The following is a 17,449-nucleotide window of genomic DNA, read 5'->3' on the forward strand; positions in this document are numbered from 1 at the left end:
CCCGCATGTTCGCCGTCTACGCAGCCGAGCCGAGCCCCCAAGACCCGATCGCCGCCCTGCGCGTGGGCGAACGACCGGAGCCCGAAGTGCCGGAGGGCTGGGTGAAGGTGGCCGTCAAGGCGGCGAGCCTCAACATGCACGACCTGTGGACGCTGCGCGGCGTGGGGATCAAGCCGGAGCAGTTCCCGATGACCCTGGGCTGCGACGGCGCGGGCGTGCTGGAGGACGGCACGGAGGTCGTGCTGCACTCCGTGATCGGCGACCCCGACTGGTCCGGCGACGAGACGCTCGACCCGCGCCGCACCCTGCTCACCGAGAAGCACCAGGGCACGTTCGCCGACTACGTCGTCGTGCCCGGGCGCAACGCGCTGCCGAAGCCGGCGGGGCTGAGCTTCGCCGAGGCGGCGTGCATGGGCACGGCGTGGCTGACCGCCTACCGGATGCTGTTCGTGAACTCGGGGCTGCGGCCGGGGCAGACGATGCTGGTGCAGGGCGCGTCCGGCGGCGTGTCGACGGCGTTGGTGCAGCTGGGCCGCGCGGCGGGTTTCCGCGTGTGGGTGACCGGCCGCACCGAGGAGAAGCGGGCGTTGGCCGAGAGCCTCGGCGCGCACCAGGCGTTCGAGTCCGGCGCCCGGCTGCCCGAACGGGTGGACGCGGTGTTCGAGACCGTCGGCAAGGCCACCTGGTCGCACTCGATGAAGGCCCTCAAGCCGGGCGGCACGCTGGTCATCTCCGGCGCGACGAGCGGTGACGCGTCGGCGGCCGAGCTGCCGCGGCTGTTCTTCCTCCAGCTGCGGGTGGTCGGCTCGACCATGGGCACGCGCGAGGAGCTGCGCGACCTGCTCTCGTTCTGCGACCTGACCGGCCTGCGCCCGCAGATCGGGGCGGAGCTGCCGTTCGAGCGGGTCGAGGAGGGCTTGCGCGCGATGCTCGACGGCGAGACCGCGGGCAAGATCGTCTTCACGCGCGGCTGAACTTCGTCAACCCGTACACCCGCACAAAAACCGCTCCCTCGAATGGTGCAACCGAACAAACCCGGTACCGGTCGACGGGCGTACGGTTCGCCGCACACCAATCCACCGAGGGAGCTGGAATGACGGTGCAGGACGGATTCGGCCGTGGCAGCGGCGTGTTCCGCCGCAAGCCGATCGAGCAGATCAGTGACGAGAAGACGGCGCTGACCCGGACCTTGGGGCTGTGGCAGCTCACCGCGATCGGCATCGGCGGCATCATCGGCGCGGGCATCTTCTCGCTGGCCGGCGCCGTGGCCAACAAGACCGCGGGCCCCGCCGTGCTCATCTCGTTCCTCGTCGCGGGCATCGCCAGCGCCGCGGCCGCGTTCTCCTACGCGGAGTTCGCGGGGCTGATCCCCAAGGCGGGCTCGGCCTACACCTACGGCTACGCCGTGCTCGGCGAGATCGTCGGCTGGTTCATCGGCTGGGACCTCCTGCTGGAGTACACCGCGATCGTGGCCGTGGTGGCGATCGGCATCAGCGGCTACTTCAACGAGCTGCTGAACCTGCTCGGCATCGACCTGCCGGTGTGGATGCTCGGCGCGCCCGGCACCGAGACCGGTGACGTCGCGGCGGGCAGCTACAAGGTCAACCTGTTCGCCGTGCTGCTGTGCCTGCTGATCGCGTTCGTGCTCAACATGGGCATGAAGAACGCGGCCCGCTTCGAGACGACCCTGGTGTACCTCAAGGTCGCCGTGGTGCTGCTGGTGATCGTGGTCGGCGCGTTCCACATCGACACCGCCAACTACAACCCGTTCTTCCCGTTCGGCATCTCCGGCGCGCTCACCGGCGCGGCCACGGTGTTCTTCGCGGTGTTCGGCTACGACGCGATGAGCACGGCGGCCGAGGAGTCGAAGGACTCCCAGAAGCACATGCCGAAGGCGATCATCTACTCGCTGGCCGTCTCGATGGTGCTCTACGTGCTGGCCTGCCTGGTGCTGACCGGCATGGTGAACTACCAGGACGTGGACGCGGAGAGCGCGTTCGCCTCGGCGTTCGCCGACATCGGCCTGCCCGCGCTGGGCATCATCATCTCCGTCGGCGCGGTGCTCGGCATCACCACGGTGCTGTTCACGTTCCTGATGGGCGCGGCCCGCGTCGGCTACTCGATGTCGCGCGACGGGCTGCTGCCGAAGTGGTTCGCCAAGACGCACCCGGTCAAGAACGTGCCGACGCGCACCACGTGGGTGCTCGGCGTCGCGTCCGCCGTCATCGCGGGCTTCCTGCCCATCGCCGAAGCTGCCGAGCTGACCAACATCGGCATCCTGCTGGCGTTCGTGGTGGTCTGCGTCGCGGTGATCGTGCTGCGGTACAAGCAGCCGAACCTGCCGCGCACGTTCAAGACGCCGGGCATGCCGGTCGTGCCGATCGTCGGCGTGGTGTTCTCGCTGTGGCTGATCACGTTCCTGGCGCCGGAGACCTGGCTGCGCTTCGCCGTCTGGTTCCTCATCGGCCTGGTCGTGTACTTCGCCTACAGCAGGCGCCGGTCAGCGCTCAACGACCCCGCGGACGTCGAGGACTGAGTCGCACCACCGCTCGACCACGTCGGCGAGCACCGCCATCGGCAGCGGTCCGCCGCGGAGCACGAGGTCGTGGAACGCCTTGATGTCGAAGCGGTCGCCCAGCCTCCGCTCCGCCTCACCGCGCAGGCGCTGGATCTCCAGCCGCCCCACCATGTAGGACAGCGCCTGCGCGGGGTTCTCGATGTACCGGTCGACCTCGGAGAAGATGTCCACGTCCGGCATGACGGCGTTGGCGCGCAGGTAGTCCACGGCCTGCTGCCGCGTCCAGCGCAACGCGTGCAGGCCGGTGTCCACCACCAGGCGCGCGGCGCGCAGCGAGTCGCCCGACAACATCCCCAGCCGCGCCACGTCGTCGCTGTAGAGGCCCATCTCGTCGGCCAGCCGCTCGGCGTAGAGCGCCCAGCCCTCCAGGTAGGCCTCGATGGACGCGAACCGGCGCAGCAGCGGCAGGTCGTCGAGCCGCTGGGCCAGCGCGATCTGGAAGTGGTGGCCCGGCACGCCCTCGTGGAACGCGGTCGACTCGGCGCTGAACCGCTCGCGCAGCCCGGACTGGTGGGTGTTGACGAAGTAGGTGCCCGGCCGGGAGCCGTCCAGCGCCGGGTCCATGTAGTAGGCCAGCGGCGCGTTCGGGGCTTCCGCCGCCGGCACCACCTCCACCGCGCACCGCGCCTGCGGCACCGTGCCGAACCAGTCGCCCGAGACCTCCTCGGCGCGCGCGATGCACGCGGCGGCCAGCGCCACCATGTCCTCGCCGCTGCTCCAGCGCAGGTCCGGGTCGGCGAGCAGGCGGGCGCGCACGCCCGCGGCCGGGATCGGCCCGAACACCCGGGCGCCGACCTCCTCGTACTCCCGGTCCAGCTCCTCGATCAGGTTCAGGCCGATCCGGTGCAGCTCCTCCGGCGTGTGGCCGGTCGTGGTGTACGTGCGGACCAGGTCGGCGTAGACCAGGTCGCCGTCGGGCAGCCAGCACAGGCCGGGCCGGTCCTCGCCACGACCCCGGTCGACCACCTCGACGCGCAGGAAGTCGCGGTAGCGGGTGATGGCCGGGCGCACGGTCTCGTGCAGCAGCCGGGCGCACACGTCGGCCTGCGGGCTGTCCCGCAACGGGATCGCGAGCGCGTCCTCGTCATCGGCCAGGTAGCGGTCGACGCGGTGGATCGCGGCCCGCACGAGGTGCGCGAGCGGAGGTCGGGTCGAGTCGCGCTGTCTTCGGGTGAGCGCGTCCAGGTAGGAGGGCAGCGCCGCCAGCCGGGTCAGGTAGGCCTGCCGCGCGTCGTCGTCGGTCGGGCGGATCAGCGGCAACGCGCCCAGCAGCACCGCGAACGGCGCGGTGAGGCCCTCGGCGTGCGTGTGCTCGACCAGGTTCGCGTCAAGGCGGTGCACCAGGCCCCACGCCTGCTGCACGACCACCGCGCGCGTCACCGGGTCGTCGTCCTCGGCCCGCGCCCGCCGCGCCACGTCCTCGGCGCGGGCGCGCAGCACGCGTCCGCCCTCGGCGCTCGGGTCGGGCAGCCGGTGGTCCCAGCCCGGGATGCCGAGCAGCGTCGCCATGACGGGGTCGGCGTCCAGGACGAGCGTCAGCATCTCGTCGGCGAGCTCGCGCGCGGTGGTCACGTCGCCATTCTGTGGTGCTACACCGGCGAAATGCGCGTGATCGCGACGGAAAGGGCTTGGCGCGCCTCGGCGACCAGCCTGGCCACCACCTCGGCCGCCGGGGCCGGTCGGACCAACGAGTAGGTCTGCCCGGCCCACAGCGACATCAGCTCCGGGTCGCCGGTCGCGCGCACCGGCCGGGTCAGGTGGTGCACCTCCGGGTACGCGGCGGGCGCCTGATCCTGGTTGTCCACCAGGAACCGGTTCACCAGGCCGCGCGCCGGACGGCCGCTGAACGCCCTGGTCAGCGCGGTGCGGCGGGTGCCTTCGGCGAGGGCCTGGCGGTGCGCGGCGGACGTGCCGGCCTCCGGGGTGGCCAGGAACGCGGTGCCGAGCTGCGCCGCGACCGCGCCCGCGGTGATCACGGCGGCCACGTCCGCGCCGTGCACCAGGCCGCCGGCGGCGATCAGCGGCAGGTCCACCTTGGCGCGGACCAGCCGCAAGGCCGCCAGCACGCCGAACAGCTCGCCGCCGCCGGGGGAGACGCCGTCGTCGGCGAACGTGCCGCGGTGCCCGCCCGCCTCGCTGCCCTGCACGCACAGCGCGTCGGCGCCGACCTGCGCCGCCTGCGCGGCTTCCTGCGGTGTGGTGACCGTGACGACGACCGTCGAGCCGGCCGCGTGCAGCCGGTGCACGTCCTCGGGGTTCGGCAAGCCGAACGTGAACGACACCACCGGAACGCGCAACGCCATCACCAGTTCGAGCTTCGCGGCGTAGGAGTCATCGTCCCACCGGGGTTCGCCCGGCTCGGTCGGCGACTGCCCCTTGACCCGGTCGCGGTAGCCGGACAGGTCGGTGCTGGACCGGGGGCCGGGCACGAACAGGTTCACCCCGTACGGCCGGTCGGTCAGCGCGGTGGTCGCGGTGACCTGCTCGGCGACCGCCTCGACGGACAGGTAGCCGGCGGCCAGGAACCCAAGACCACCTGCCCGGCCGACCTCGGCCACGAGCGCGGGGGTGGACGCCCCGCCGGCCATCGGCGCGGCGACGACGGGCACTTCGAGTCGGTCCAACATGGCGCCGACCCTAACCCGCGCCACGGCCGCGGTCACGTATCAGCAGGTCCGTCGCGTGCCGGCGCAAAACAACGTGCCCGATCCGACTGGTTCACGTCCAGCGGACCGGCACCGTCCGGGCGAGCCCTCGGGATGTAACAGCGCCCGAAGTGCCACGGTGGCCTCCGGCACGTCGCGCTCCGGCCGTCCGGGCCGCAACCAACGATCTTCGGGACCACGGGGGAGATAACGGCCGCCCCTGGAGTCTTCAAGTCAAGGGGCTCCCCCCAGCCCCCCGCGCCCAACAGGCTTCTCGGTGGCCTGCACAGGGTGCTCGGACCAGGACACGAATGGAGCGACGCGACATGGGGAGGCAGCGTGACACGCCACCTGACGTCGGTCCCCCTTCTGACCGCTCGACCTCGACCGCAAGCCTCGACGATCCGGTCGGAGCTGATCCTATTTCAACCGTAGGCGAGTCGAGCAGGGATCGGAAGCCACCAAGATCCCTCATCAAGGATCGCGATCTGGCTCAACGCGCCGTACTATCGATAGACGGCAGAACGAGCGTGATAGCAAGCAGTTCCCCGCTTCCCGGTTGGCAGGCCGAGTTCGACGACCTCTACCGGGCACACTGGCGGAGACTCTTCACACGGGCCCATGCCGCGACTGGCACCGCCGATGACGCCGAGGATCTGGCGCAGACCGCTTTTGCGCGCTACGGCGTCGCCTTGGCCAAGGGCACGACGATCACCAGTCCGAGCGGCCTCCTGAACGCGATCCTGAACAACGTCATCGCAGAGTTCTACCGCGCGAAGCGGCGGAACGCCGGTCGTGAGCCGGCAGAAGAAGATGTTCCGCCGTACCAGGTTGAATGGAACGAAGCGCTTCTCGATGACGAACTCGCGGAAGCCTTGCGGTCGCTGTCCCCACGCCAGCAAGAAGTCATCTGGCTGACCATCGTGGAGGACCTCAAGCCGGCCGAGGTGTCCGCACGATTGGTAGATGTGACCCCAGTTCGCATCTCCAACTACAAAGATAAAGCACTGAATCGCCTCAGGGCCATCCTGGACCAAGGCAGGAATCAGGCTTCTTAGGGAGGGGTGACATGAGCGTTGAATGGCGGTTGCGCCAATACGCCCAATCACTCAGCCACGTAGTGCAAAACAGCGGTCAGAGTTGTCCTTCTCCGGCTCGCGGCATGTCCATCATCAGCCAGGTGATGGACATGCTGTCAGCCGAGGGCGACGGCTCCGACATCACCCGTGGAGCCGATCAGAGGATCGTCGGCTCCACGGGTGAGCCCGAGGAGGGTCGAGGCCGACCGGATGACGCGTTCGCACTGACCCTCACGAGGGAGGAAAGGTTGCACTACTACGCGAAGTACGCTCAGAGAGGAGATCCGTCCAGCGCCCGTCGAGTAGCGGAGATACTGGAGTTCTTGGGCGAGGAAGAAGAGTCGGCCGCGTGGTGGCTTCGCGCGGCCCACCTCGGCGATCCAGACGCATTGGACTACCTGCAAGAACTCGTCGACACCACCGAGAGTGATTCCGAGACGCCTCCGCTGCGCCACATCTCCTGACCTGCACGGAGGCGACACCCGATAGATTGCCGCAGTAGAACGGCGGGGGCGGTCGTTCTGCATTCACCCATCATCCACACCCCGACCCGAGTTCCTGTTGGAGAGATGTGCAGTGTCCCACATCGACATTTTGATCTGCCTGGATCCACACTTGAACCCTCATTGGACGAGGGGCTCCTGAGACAGGCACGCTTCAATCCCGTACAGTTACCACTCGGTACGCAGCTCAGAGGCCGAAGCTGCAGTCACCGAGTGGAGCACCACTCAATCGAATAATGTTGAAATGCGAAACCTGTGATCAGCGGCTCCTCAGGCGAGGGGTGAACGAGTCGCTGTGATGATCCAATGCGGTGCTGCCGCGTCCATGCGGAGGGGATGACCGGGAGCATCGCACGTCGGGACAAACTCCCGTACGGGCATGGTCGACTGTGCCGACCATGCCCGTACGGGAGCAATCAGGTTCGAGCGGGGAGATTCCACATCTCGCGATCGTCTTCCTTGCTGAGTTGCCAAGGAAAGGCGTTGCCATGTGGACCTGGTTGATGGGCGGCTACGCCGTCTTCGCCGCGGTGATGATCGCCGCAGCCTGTTTCGTCGCGTTGTTCGGCCGCGACGAGGAACACCGCACCTCGGGGTACCGGGTGCTGAAACTGATCTTCATGGCGGTCACCGGCAGCGGAGGGCTGACCATGGCGGTCCTGAAGCTGTACGAGTTGGGGTTGTCGGCTTAACGGCCGCACCACGTCGGCCATCCCGCTGCGGCACACGACAGGGCCGCGTCCCGCCCGACGGCCGGTTCGTGCCCGCCGGGCGGGACAACGGGCAACCCGCGGCGCCACCACGTCGTCGTAGGAGGCATGCCCAACACCCACCCACGGCGGGACGCGTTGCGCCTCGGCGCGATCGCGGGCGTCGCGCTGCTCGCGCCCGCTCTGCCCGCGTCGTCCGCCGAGGCCTCGACCCCGCACTTCCGGCACGGCGTCGCGTCCGGCGACCCGCTGCCCGAGCGGGTCGTCCTGTGGACCCGCGTCACGCCCACCGAGGACAGCACGCCCGGTTCCGGCGCGGGCCCGACCGCGGTGGTCGGCTACGAGGTGGCCAGGGACCCCCGGTTCCGCCGGGTCGTCCGGCGCGGCGAGGTCACCACCGGTCCCGACCGCGACCACACCGTCAAGCTGGACGTCGGCGGCCTGCGCCCCGGCCACTGGTACTTCTACCGCTTCACCTTCGACGGCGGGCACTCCCCCGTCGGCCGCACCCGCACCGCGCCCGCCCACCACGCCGAGGTCGACGAGCTGCGGTTCGGCGTCGTCTCCTGCTCCAGCTGGGTCGCGGGCCGCTTCGCCGCCTACCGGCACCTCGCCGAGCGCGACGACCTCGACGCCGTCGTGCATCTGGGCGACTACCTCTACGAGGACTACATCGGCACGCGATCCCGCACCCACGAGCCCCCGGGCGAGGCGCGGTCGCTGACCGACTACCGGGTCCGGCACGCCCAGTACAAGACCGACCCGGACCTCCGGCGCCTGCACGCCACCTACCCGTGGATCATCACCTGGGACGACCACGAGTGGGCGGAGAACGCCTGGTCCGGCGGCTCCCCCGACCACGACGAGACGACCGAGGGCACGTGGGCGGACCGCCGGGCCGCCGCCATGCGCGCCTACCACGAGTGGATGCCCGTGCGGCTCGACGGCGACCGGGTCTACCGCCGGCTGCGCTTCGGCACGCTCGCCGAGCTGACCATGCTCGACCTGCGCTCGTACCGCAGCCGGCAGGTCGACCAGGGCCAGGTCGGCGACCCCGGCCGCACGCTCACCGGCCCGGACCAGATGGCGTTCCTGCGCGACGGCCTGCTGCACGCCGACGTCCAGTGGAAGCTGGTCGGCAACCCGGTGGTCTTCTCGCCGCTGCTCATCCCCCCGGTGCCGCAGGCGGGGGCGGTGACGCGGCTCGTCGGGCCGACGACCAACAACGACCAGTGGGACGGCTACCCGCAGGACCGCGACGCGGTGATCGCGCTGCTGGCCGAGCACGACGTGCGCGACACCGTGTTCCTCACCGGCGACGTGCACAGCTCGTGGGCGTTCGACGTGCCGGTGGACGAGGCGCTGTACCCGCTGACGAAGACCGTCGCCACCGAGCTGGTCGTCCCGTCGGTCACCTCGGACAACATCGACGAGCTGACCGGTTCGCCGCCGCGCACCACGTCGTTGGCGCTGGAGGCCGCGCTGGTCGGGCTGAACCGGCACCTGAAGTGGGTGGAGCTGGACTCGCACGGCTACACCGTGCTGGACGTGCGGCGCGAGCACGTCCGGATGAACTGGTACTTCCTGGCCGACCGCACCCGCGCCGACTCGCCGGCCGCGTTGGCGAAGACGGTGACCGTGCCGTCCGGCACGCAGCGGATCGGCTAGCGCCGGCGCCGTCCCTCCCGTCGCGCGACGGGAGGGACGGCGTCCACCGCGCTACGGCAGCGTGTCCAGGTGCGGGGCCACCGTGTTGGCGAACTGCCAGTTGTTGACCGCGTCCCAGTTGATCGACCAGGTCATCGCGCCGCGGATGCCCGGCCAGGTCTGCGAGGGCTTGAACGAACCGCAGTTCGTGCCCTTGGCCAGGCAGTTCAACGCCGCGTTGACGTTCGCGGGCGACTGGTAGCCGCCGCCCGCGCCCGACGGCGAGGCGGGCAGGCCCAGGCCGACCTGGTCGGGGCGCAGGCCGTTCTGCAGCTGGATGCAGGCCAGCGCCACCAGGAAGTCCACCGTGCCCTGCGAGTAGACCTTCTGGTCGCAGCCGAGCATCGAGCCGGAGTTGTAGTACTGCATGTTGACCACCGTGAGGATGTCCTTCACGGCCAGCGCCAGCTTGAAGTACTCCTGCCCGGTGGACTGCATGTCGATGGTCTGCGGCGCCATCGCGATGACCTTGCCGCCGCCCGCGTGGATCGCGCGCAACGCCTGCGCCATGTAGGTGGCGTTGACGCCGTTCTCCAGGTCGATGTCCACGCCGTCGAACCCGTAGTTCGCGATCAGGGTCTTGACGCTGTTGGCGAAGTTGGTCGCGGCGGTGGAGTTGCCGACGCTGATCGTGCCCTTCTCGCCGCCGACGGAGATGATCACCTTCTGGCCGCGGGCCTTCAGCGTGCGGATGTCGGCCTTGAACTGCGCGTCGGTGTAGCCGCCGAGCTTGCTCGACAGCGTCGGGTCGAGGGTGAACGCGACCGCGCCCGGCGTGGTGGTGGCGTCGGCGAACGCGATGGCCACGATGTCGTACGTGGTGGGCACGTCGGCGAGCTTGAGCAGGCGCGAGCCGTTGTCGAAGTTGTGCCAGTAGCCGGTGAGCGCGTGTTTGGGCAGCGACGGGTCCGGGTTGCCGGGCGTGGTGGTGGTCGTCGTGGTCGTGGTGGTGGTCGTCGTCGACGTGGTCGTGCTGGTGGTGGTGCTCGTCGGCGGGGTGCCCGGCCCGTCGAGGCTCACGTCGTCGGCGTAGAAGGTCGGCTGGCCGTACCAGCCGTGCACGAAGATGGTGACGCTGGTGCTCGCGCCGGTGGTGAAGTCGATCGAGAGCTGGCTGAAGCCCGTCGAGCCGGGCGTCCACGTGCTCTTGTCGCCGCTGCCGGTGCCGCTCACGCCGAGGTACACGTAGCTGCCCTGGACCCACGCGGACAGCTTGTAGGCGGTGTTGGCCTGCACGGAGATCGTCTGCGAGCAGCGGGCGTTGTCCTGGCCCGCCGGGGTGCCCGCCATGGCGTGCGTGCCGCTGCGCTTGGTCGTGGTCGCCGCCGTCGCCGCGGCGCTGCACGTCCACCCGCCCGTGCCGCCCTCGAACCCGGGGTTGGCGACCAGGTTGGCGGCCGACGCGCTGCCGACCACGACCAGGGTCAGGCCCGCGATGGCCAGCAGACCCGCCAGCACCGCGCCCAGTGCGCGTCTCGTCCTCGAAACCACGTCCACCTCCACGTTCTCGTCGGCGGCCAAGGCCCAGCACAGGTGACGTGAGCCACTCGAAAAATGGACTAGACCACTGCGCCTTGTCAAGGGTGTGAACAATGATCCGATGACGTTCACCGTTGATGACGCGATCCGGATCGCGCGGGCGGCCCACGAGGGACAGGTCGACAAGTCCGGCCAGCCGTACATCGGTCACCCGCTGCGGGTGATGGGCCGGGTGTCCGGCGAGCACGCGCGCATGGCGGCCGTGCTGCACGACGTGGTCGAGGACACCGCCGTGACCGCCGACGACCTGCTGGCCGCCGGGTGCCCGCCGGAGGTGGTGGCGACCGTGCTCGCGCTGAGTCACCGTGACGACGAGACGCAGGAGGACTACCTGGCGCGGGTGCTCGCCGACCCGGTCGCGGTGGAGGTCAAGCGGGCCGACATCGCCGACAACACGTCACCGCCGCGACTGGCCCTGCTCGACACCGCCACCCAGGACCGGCTGCGGGCGAAGTACTCCCGGGCCCTGGACGTCCTGGGCCGGTGACGCGGTCTTCACGCCACCGTGACACTTGCGGCGGAGATCACGCCGAAGCAGGTCGCGTAAGCCCCTGACGTGCGGCATCATAGTAGGTGAACCGATACAGATAGCCGACCGAAAGGCGACATGACCACCGTTCTGGAGACCGTTCGCACGTACTTCGCCACCCGGCGGCAGCTCCGCAAGCGGGAAGCCGAGCTGAACCGCGAGTTGGCCGCCTACGACACCCCGAGCGCTCGGATGGACATGGAAGCCATCCTCGCCCGGCACTCCAGCCACGAGGCGCGCGAGATCGAAGCGATCCTCCGCCGCCAGGCGCTCAGCACCACGCTGCGCAACCAGAGCTGAGCTGCCGCACCCCTTCGAGGGCCTTCAGGACAGGGACGTCCTGAGGGCCCTTCCGTTCATCCCGCCCCGTTCTCCCACAGCCAGCCGAGCAGTTCCGCGGGCACGATCCGCACCGGGAACGGCAGCGTCGCGTCGAACGCGTCGTCCGCCTTCACCTCGGCCACCTGCCGGTAGCAGCCCTCGGCGTCGAGTTCGGAGACCGCCAGCACAGGCTCTTGCGGATCGATTACCCAGTAGCTGACCACACCCATGCGCTCATAAGCGCTCTTCTTGATCGTGAGATCGCGGATGTTCGTGCTGGGAGAGAGCACTTCCACCGCCAGCAACGGCGCGACGGGCAGCAGCTTGTCGGTGAAATCGACATGGCGACCGACGAGGACATCCGGCTGCACCTCGGTTTTCGAGGACACCTGCACGGTGAACGGAGCCGGTAGCGCGGTCAGGTCATCCGGGCATGCCGCGCGCAAGCGCCCACAGAGCTCCGCCACGATTTCCTGATGCCGGTAACCCGGCGCCGGGCTCACGTGAAGCTGCCCGTCGATGAGTTCGTAACGGCGTCCGTCCTCAGGCATGCTCTCCAGCTCTTCGACCGTGTAGGAGCCGCTTTCGTGTTCGACCATGACGGTCATGGTCCCCTCCTTCCGGTTGTCGCGCCGACCATGGCAGGGGAAATCCCGGAAACAGCGATCCGCGCCGACAAGCCACCCGAAGATGTGCCTGCCGACGCGGATTTGGCCGGTGGTCCTTACTTCTTGCCCTTGTCCTTGCCGGAGTCGTCGGTGGACAGCGCGGCGACGAAGGCTTCCTGGGGGACCTCGACGCGGCCCACCATCTTCATCCGCTTCTTGCCTTCCTTCTGCTTCTCCAGCAGCTTCCGCTTGCGCGTGATGTCACCGCCGTAGCACTTCGCGAGCACGTCCTTGCGGATGGCGCGGATCGTTTCGCGGGCGATCACCCGGGCGCCCACCGCCGCCTGGATCGGCACCTCGAACTGCTGGCGCGGGATCAGCTCGCGCAGCTTCGAGGCCATCCTGGTGCCGTAGGCGTAGGCGTAGTCCTTGTGCACGATGGCGCTGAACGCGTCCACCGGCTCGCCCTGCAGCAGGATGTCGACCTTCACCAGCTCGGCGTCCTGCTCGCCCGACTCCTCGTAGTCCAACGACGCGTAACCGCGCGTGCGCGACTTCAGGGCGTCGAAGAAGTCGAAGATGATCTCGCCGAGCGGCATGGTGTAGCGCAGCTCGACGCGGTCCTCGGACAGGTAGTCCATGCCGCCCAGCTGGCCGCGCTTGGCCTGGCACAGCTCCATGATCGCGCCGATGTACTCGCTCGGCGCGATGATCGTGCACTTGGTGATCGGCTCGTACACCTCGGCGCGCTTGCCGTCCGGCCAGTCGGACGGGTTGGTCACCACGTGCTCGGTGCCGTCGTCCATGACCACGCGGTAGACCACGTTGGGCGCGGTGGAGATCAGGTCCAGGCCGAACTCGCGCTCCAGCCGGTCGCGGGTGATCTCCAGGTGCAGCAGGCCGAGGAAGCCGCAGCGGAAGCCGAAGCCCAGGGCGGCCGACGTCTCCGGCTCGAACGTCAGCGCGGCGTCGTTGAGCTGCAACTTGTCCAGCGCCTCGCGCAGGATCGGGTAGTCCGAGCCGTCCACCGGGTACAGCCCGGAGTAGACCATCGGGCGCGGCTCGCGGTAACCGGCGAGGGGCTCGGTGGCGCCGTTCTTCTCCGCCGTCACGGTGTCGCCGACCTTGGACTGGCGCACGTCCTTCACGCCGGTGATCAGGTAGCCGACCTCGCCGACGCCCAGGCCGACGCTCGGCTTCGGCTCGGGCGAGATGATGCCCACTTCCAGCAGCTCGTGCGTCGCGTTGGTGGACATCATCCGGATGCGCTGGCGGGGGGTGATCTTGCCGTCGACCACGCGGATGTAGGTGACCACGCCGCGGTAGGTGTCGTACACCGAGTCGAAGATCATCGCGCGGGGCGGCGCGTCGGCGTCGCCGACCGGGGCGGGCACGCGCTTGACGACCTCGTCCAGCAGCGCTTCGACGCCGAGGCCGGTCTTGGCCGAGACGCGCAGCACCTCCTCGGGCTCGCAGCCGACGATGTGCGCGAGCTCCTTGGCGTACTTGTCCGGGTCCGCCGCGGGCAGGTCGATCTTGTTCAGCACCGGGATGATGGTGAGGTCGTTCTCCATCGCCAGGTACAGGTTGGCCAGCGTCTGGGCCTCGATGCCCTGCGCGGCGTCGACCAGCAGCACGGTCCCCTCGCACGCCTCCAGCGCCCGCGACACCTCGTACGTGAAGTCGACGTGACCCGGCGTGTCGATCATGTGCAGCACGTGGTCCTGGCCGTCGACCTGCCACGGCAGCCGCACGTTCTGCGCCTTGATGGTGATGCCGCGCTCGCGCTCGATGTCCATGCGGTCGAGGTACTGCGCGCGCATCGCCCGCGCGTCGACGACGCCGGTGAGCTGCAACATGCGGTCGGCCAGGGTCGACTTGCCGTGGTCGATGTGCGCGATGATGCAGAAGTTCCGGATCAGGTCCGGAGGCGTGAACGTCTGGTCGGCGAACGTGGTCACTCAGGTTCCTCGCACAGGAAGGACGGGATCTGCCCATTTCAACTGGGGACAGCATCTCACGTCAGGCCGTCGTGGCGTTCCACGTGTGCGTGACCGAGGCCATAGGCTGCCCGCCGTGCGTGCGAACGGTGAAGACGCCCGCCCTTCGAGGGGCGCGGTGCGCGAGGTCCACACGGCCGCGGTGGCGGCGACCCTGGAGTACTCCCCCGACCTGGACGGCCTGGCCGACCCGGGCGAGGTGGTGTGGGCCTGGGTCCCCTTCGAAGAGGACCCGGACCGGGGCAAGGACCGGCCGCTGCTGGTCGTCGGCCGCCACCGCCGGGCGCTGCTCGCCCTGATGCTGACCAGCAAGACCCCCGACCGGCACGAGCTGGACGACTGCCTCGACCTGGGCTCCGGCCGCTGGGACCGCGACGGGCGGCGCTCCTACCTGCGGTTGGACCGGGTGTTCGAGCTGGACGAGGACGACATCCGCCGGGAGGGCTCGGTGCTGGAGCCGGAGCGGTTCTCGCTGGTCGTGGACGCGCTGCGGCGGATGGGCTGGCGCTGACCCCCACCCCGGGGGTGGCGCATCCCCGGCCCGTCCTCGGGGCGATCCCCGATGCGACCGGCACTCGCCGTGACGACGCTGGGGACATGGCGAACAACCTGATGAAGGCGCTGGACGCGGCGTTCGGGCACCCGCGCGGCAAGGTGGGCGAGCTGGGCGGCCGGGTCATGGCCGTGCTGAACGCGAAGGTCGAGGAGCACGTCACCGAGGTGGCCGCGCCGACGTCCGAGGAGGTCGTGCTGGTGCTCGGCCCCGGTCCGGGCGTCGGGCTCAGGCTCGCCGGCGAACGCGCGCTCAAGGCGATCGGCGTCGACCCGTCGCAGGTCATGCTCGACGAGGCGCGTGAGCGGTGCGCGGAGCTGATCGTGGCCGGCCGGGTGGAGCTGCGCGAAGGCGCGGCGACGCGCACCGGCCAGCCCGCGGGCTCGGTGGACGTGGTGGTCTCGGTGAACAACCTCCAGCTGTGGGGCAACCGGCCGGCCGCGTTCCACGAGCTGTTCCGGGTGCTGCGGCCCGGCGGCAGGCTGGTCGTGTCGGTGCACCGGCGGGCGCTGGACACCTCCGAGTACGACCTGATCCAGGAGGCGGAGGCGGCGGGGTTCACCGGGGTGCGCACGTCGTTGCACCAGTACGGCGGCGTGGTCGGGCCCGCGGTGCAGCTACTGGCGCACGTCCCGGCGTAGCGGGTGCTCGGCGGGCACCTCGACCAGCACGATCCGCCTGCCGTCCGGGTCGGCGATCCACAGCTCGTCCAGGCCCCACGGCTCGCGCCGAGCGGGCCGGACGACGTGCTCGGCGAGGTCTTCGGCGGCCTGGGCCACGTCGCGCACCTGGAGCCACAGCTGGGTGGCGTCCGTCGGGTGCTCGGCCGAGGCGCCGGAGACCTCCAGGAACCCCTGGCCGAGGAAGAACACCGTGCCGCCGGGGAACTCGCGGGACACGGCCAGGCCCAGCACGTCGCGGTAGAACGCCCGCGCGCGCTCCGGCTCGCGGGAGCGGACGAGGACGCGGCTGCTCAGGATCTCCACGCCGTCCAGGCGATCACACGTGCAGCTCCAGCGCCATTCGCAGGTGCGTCTCCTCGCGGCCGGTCACCCGCCAGCCGCGGGCGGTGTAGAAGCGCTGCGCGCGGTGGTTCTCCGCGAACACGTCCAAGTGCGCGGTGGTGACGCCGAGGTCGCGCAGCGCGCCCACCGCCGCCTCGTGCAGCGCGCGGCCGACGCCGTTGCCCCAGCACGCCGGGTCGACCTGGAGCTGCAACAGCTCGCCGCTCGGGGTGACCAGCGCGAACCCGGCGACCACGTGGTCCAGCTCGGCGCACAGCCACACCCGGTCGGGCCGGTCGAAGGTGAGGCCGCCGGCCCGCGCGGACCGCTCCCACTCGGCGAGCTCCGCCTCGGGCAGGTGGCCTTCGTAGTAGCTGCGCCTGGCCTTGACGTAGACGTCGACGAGCGGCCACTCGTCCTCCGCCCCCGGCGGGCGCACGGTGATCGTCCCCATGTGGTCAGGGACGTCGTGCCGCCGGCGAGGTTGTCCGGACCTCGTGCCGCGGCACGTCCGCCGCGAGGAACGCCAGCAGCCGCTCGCCTTCCCGCTCCACCTCGTCCATCGCGGTCGCGCGGTGGAACGGGCGCAGCTCCAGCGTGGCGGCGTCCTTGGTCCGGCGCACCTTCCAGTCGCCCGCCGTGACGCCGTCGACCAGGAAGAACTGCGGCACGGGACCGTGCGGTTCGTACTGCTGGGCGCGCACGTCGTCGGTGACGACCCGGCGCCGGTCGGCGTGCGAGAGCAGCAGGTTGTCGAAGTCGTACAGGAACCTCGGCGGCGCGGGCACGTGCCCGTCCGGCCGGGGCGCGTCGGGCAGGTCGAACAGCTCCTGGCCGTCCTCGTCGCGCAGCCGCAGCAGCGGCAGTCCCTCGACCACCTCGCGCAGCCGGGTGAGGCCGGACCAGGTCTGTGCGTCCTTCACCGTCGCGGGACCGAACGCGGCCAGGTAGCGCAGCACCAGGTCGTCCACCGACGGCCGGTCCGCCGGGTCCGGGGAAGCGCCCAGCCACGTCTCCGCGCTGGTGTGGGCGATCGCGCCGCTGCGGCCCCACACCCCGCGCGGCGGCACCTGCACCAGCGGCACCAGGCACCGGATCGCGTAGGCCAGCGAGGCGGGCGCGCGGTCCGGCCACTGCTCGTGCAGCAGCGTGCCCAGCTCCTTGTTGGTGCGCGGCTTCTCGGCCAGCAGCGTGCGACCGGCGGCCACCACGGCGTCCACGTCCAGGCCGCGCATGTCCCGGCCGTGGGTGTGGTTGCGGAACAGGTCGCGGTCGAGCGCGGGCTGGACCAGCGGGCGCAGCGCGAGGGCGTCCGCGGCGGTGACCAGGTGGATCGTCGAGCGCATCACGGCGATGCGCACCAGCTCCCGGTCCACCAGCGGGTCCGCGGCCCGGTCGGGGGTGAAACCGGCGATGCGCGACCACAGTCCCGTGTACCAGGTGTGCGGCGTCTGGGCCTGCAAGCCGACCAGGTGCGCGACGACCTCGGGCACGGAGGCCTCGGTGCGGGCCAGCAGGAACTGGCGGGCCAGGGTGGCTCGGCCGAGGGCGCGACGGCTCAGTACCGGGGTCATGGGGCCACGGTAGGGCTGATTGCGGTCAACTCCTGTCCTCATGGCCGGTCCGGCTTGCCCGGCGGGCTGGAAAAGTGATATCACTTTGTTAAGCAAGCG

The 17,449-nt window shown here is 70.2% G+C and carries 18 protein-coding genes; 10 read left to right on the forward strand and 8 right to left on the reverse strand.

Going from position 1 to position 17,449, the window contains the following annotated elements; genetic code table 11:
* The first annotated feature begins 5 nt into the window (after positions 1-5).
* Positions 6-974 carry a zinc-binding dehydrogenase gene (locus EDD40_RS15785; protein WP_123743593.1) on the forward strand — a complete coding sequence of 323 codons (969 nt, stop codon included), beginning with the start codon at positions 6-8 and terminating at the stop codon, positions 972-974.
* Positions 975-1,093: 119 nt separating this feature from the next.
* Positions 1,094-2,536: an amino acid permease gene (locus EDD40_RS15790; RefSeq protein ID WP_123743594.1), complete on the forward strand. Its 1,443-nt coding sequence runs from the start codon at positions 1,094-1,096 to the stop codon at positions 2,534-2,536.
* Here the strand turns inward: EDD40_RS15790 and EDD40_RS15795 are convergent.
* The gene (locus tag EDD40_RS15795) at positions 2,501-4,150 is read right to left on the reverse strand and encodes a DUF885 domain-containing protein (protein ID WP_123743595.1); all 1,650 of its coding nucleotides are present in this window, start codon (positions 4,148-4,150) and stop codon (positions 2,501-2,503) included. The two genes, EDD40_RS15790 and EDD40_RS15795, sit on opposite strands and share 36 nt — an antisense overlap.
* A gap of 17 nt (positions 4,151-4,167) precedes the next feature.
* A complete protein-coding gene (locus tag EDD40_RS15800) occupies positions 4,168-5,205 on the reverse strand; it encodes an NAD(P)H-dependent flavin oxidoreductase (RefSeq protein ID WP_123748047.1) in 1,038 nt (345 codons plus the stop codon).
* A 329-nt stretch (positions 5,206-5,534) separates the two neighbouring features.
* Here EDD40_RS15800 and EDD40_RS15805 point away from each other — a divergent pair, with 329 nt between their 5' ends.
* The 4 genes from EDD40_RS15805 (at position 5,535) to EDD40_RS15820 (ending at position 9,183) form a co-directional block, all read left to right on the forward strand.
* The gene (locus EDD40_RS15805; RefSeq protein ID WP_123743596.1) at positions 5,535-6,281 is read left to right on the forward strand and encodes an RNA polymerase sigma factor; all 747 of its coding nucleotides are present in this window, start codon (positions 5,535-5,537) and stop codon (positions 6,279-6,281) included.
* A 122-nt stretch (positions 6,282-6,403) separates the two neighbouring features.
* The gene (locus EDD40_RS15810; protein WP_148088815.1) at positions 6,404-6,766 is read left to right on the forward strand and encodes an SEL1-like repeat protein; all 363 of its coding nucleotides are present in this window, start codon (positions 6,404-6,406) and stop codon (positions 6,764-6,766) included.
* Positions 6,767-7,203: 437 nt separating this feature from the next.
* Complete coding sequence (locus EDD40_RS15815) at positions 7,204-7,497, forward strand: hypothetical protein (RefSeq protein ID WP_148088816.1); 294 nt, start codon at positions 7,204-7,206, stop codon at positions 7,495-7,497.
* 126 nt (positions 7,498-7,623) lie between these two features.
* Positions 7,624-9,183, forward strand: a complete 1,560-nt coding sequence (locus EDD40_RS15820) for an alkaline phosphatase D family protein (RefSeq protein WP_123743599.1) — start codon at positions 7,624-7,626, stop codon at positions 9,181-9,183.
* A gap of 51 nt (positions 9,184-9,234) precedes the next feature.
* On the opposite strand, the gene EDD40_RS15825 is transcribed toward EDD40_RS15820, so the two are convergent.
* A complete protein-coding gene (locus tag EDD40_RS15825) occupies positions 9,235-10,713 on the reverse strand; it encodes a chitinase (protein ID WP_123748048.1) in 1,479 nt (492 codons plus the stop codon).
* A gap of 109 nt (positions 10,714-10,822) precedes the next feature.
* Between EDD40_RS15825 and EDD40_RS15830 the strand changes: the two genes are divergently transcribed.
* A complete protein-coding gene (locus EDD40_RS15830; protein WP_123743600.1) occupies positions 10,823-11,248 on the forward strand; it encodes an HD domain-containing protein in 426 nt (141 codons plus the stop codon).
* A 120-nt stretch (positions 11,249-11,368) separates the two neighbouring features.
* Positions 11,369-11,590, forward strand: a complete 222-nt coding sequence (locus EDD40_RS15835) for a hypothetical protein (RefSeq protein WP_123743601.1) — start codon at positions 11,369-11,371, stop codon at positions 11,588-11,590.
* A gap of 56 nt (positions 11,591-11,646) precedes the next feature.
* On the opposite strand, the gene EDD40_RS15840 is transcribed toward EDD40_RS15835, so the two are convergent.
* Complete coding sequence (locus tag EDD40_RS15840) at positions 11,647-12,219, reverse strand: Uma2 family endonuclease (RefSeq protein WP_123743602.1); 573 nt, start codon at positions 12,217-12,219, stop codon at positions 11,647-11,649.
* A 116-nt stretch (positions 12,220-12,335) separates the two neighbouring features.
* Positions 12,336-14,180, reverse strand: coding sequence for a translation elongation factor 4 (gene lepA, locus EDD40_RS15845; protein ID WP_123743603.1), 1,845 nt, complete (start codon positions 14,178-14,180; stop codon positions 12,336-12,338).
* Positions 14,181-14,295: 115 nt separating this feature from the next.
* Here lepA and EDD40_RS15850 point away from each other — a divergent pair, with 115 nt between their 5' ends.
* Both EDD40_RS15850 and EDD40_RS15855 read left to right on the forward strand, forming a co-directional pair.
* A complete protein-coding gene (locus EDD40_RS15850; protein WP_123743604.1) occupies positions 14,296-14,730 on the forward strand; it encodes a type II toxin-antitoxin system PemK/MazF family toxin in 435 nt (144 codons plus the stop codon).
* A gap of 86 nt (positions 14,731-14,816) precedes the next feature.
* The gene (locus EDD40_RS15855) at positions 14,817-15,413 is read left to right on the forward strand and encodes a class I SAM-dependent methyltransferase (protein ID WP_123743605.1); all 597 of its coding nucleotides are present in this window, start codon (positions 14,817-14,819) and stop codon (positions 15,411-15,413) included.
* Here EDD40_RS15855 and EDD40_RS15860 read toward each other — a convergent pair.
* The 3 genes from EDD40_RS15860 to EDD40_RS15870 are packed head-to-tail and all read right to left on the reverse strand — an operon-like array spanning position 15,390 to position 17,350.
* Positions 15,390-15,758: a VOC family protein gene (locus EDD40_RS15860; protein WP_123743606.1), complete on the reverse strand. Its 369-nt coding sequence runs from the start codon at positions 15,756-15,758 to the stop codon at positions 15,390-15,392. The genes EDD40_RS15855 and EDD40_RS15860 overlap by 24 nt on opposite strands.
* Positions 15,759-15,771: 13 nt before the next feature.
* On the reverse strand, positions 15,772-16,230 hold the full coding sequence (locus tag EDD40_RS15865; RefSeq protein WP_123743607.1) for a GNAT family N-acetyltransferase: 459 nt from the start codon (positions 16,228-16,230) through the stop codon (positions 15,772-15,774).
* A gap of 4 nt (positions 16,231-16,234) precedes the next feature.
* Positions 16,235-17,350: a winged helix DNA-binding domain-containing protein gene (locus EDD40_RS15870; protein ID WP_123743608.1), complete on the reverse strand. Its 1,116-nt coding sequence runs from the start codon at positions 17,348-17,350 to the stop codon at positions 16,235-16,237.
* Between the last annotated feature and the right edge of the window lie 99 nt (positions 17,351-17,449).

The organism is Saccharothrix texasensis (assembly GCF_003752005.1).
Classification (GTDB): domain Bacteria; phylum Actinomycetota; class Actinomycetes; order Mycobacteriales; family Pseudonocardiaceae; genus Actinosynnema; species Actinosynnema texasense.

What these genes read in the sequence shown, in the direction of transcription:
- EDD40_RS15870 (WP_123743608.1), bottom strand. Translation starts at nt 17,350, where the DNA reads ATGACCCCGGTACTGAGCCGTCGCGCCCTCGGCCGAGCCACCCTGGCC.
- EDD40_RS15815 (WP_148088816.1), top strand. Translation starts at nt 7,204, where the DNA reads ATGCCCGTACGGGAGCAATCAGGTTCGAGCGGGGAGATTCCACATCTC.
- EDD40_RS15835 (WP_123743601.1), top strand. Translation starts at nt 11,369, where the DNA reads ATGACCACCGTTCTGGAGACCGTTCGCACGTACTTCGCCACCCGGCGG.
- EDD40_RS15830 (WP_123743600.1), top strand. Translation starts at nt 10,823, where the DNA reads ATGACGTTCACCGTTGATGACGCGATCCGGATCGCGCGGGCGGCCCAC.
- EDD40_RS15785 (WP_123743593.1), top strand. Translation starts at nt 6, where the DNA reads ATGTTCGCCGTCTACGCAGCCGAGCCGAGCCCCCAAGACCCGATCGCC.
- EDD40_RS15800 (WP_123748047.1), bottom strand. Translation starts at nt 5,205, where the DNA reads ATGTTGGACCGACTCGAAGTGCCCGTCGTCGCCGCGCCGATGGCCGGC.
- EDD40_RS15840 (WP_123743602.1), bottom strand. Translation starts at nt 12,219, where the DNA reads ATGACCGTCATGGTCGAACACGAAAGCGGCTCCTACACGGTCGAAGAG.
- EDD40_RS15865 (WP_123743607.1), bottom strand. Translation starts at nt 16,230, where the DNA reads ATGGGGACGATCACCGTGCGCCCGCCGGGGGCGGAGGACGAGTGGCCG.
- EDD40_RS15855 (WP_123743605.1), top strand. Translation starts at nt 14,817, where the DNA reads ATGGCGAACAACCTGATGAAGGCGCTGGACGCGGCGTTCGGGCACCCG.
- EDD40_RS15805 (WP_123743596.1), top strand. Translation starts at nt 5,535, where the DNA reads ATGGAGCGACGCGACATGGGGAGGCAGCGTGACACGCCACCTGACGTC.
- EDD40_RS15790 (WP_123743594.1), top strand. Translation starts at nt 1,094, where the DNA reads ATGACGGTGCAGGACGGATTCGGCCGTGGCAGCGGCGTGTTCCGCCGC.
- EDD40_RS15820 (WP_123743599.1), top strand. Translation starts at nt 7,624, where the DNA reads ATGCCCAACACCCACCCACGGCGGGACGCGTTGCGCCTCGGCGCGATC.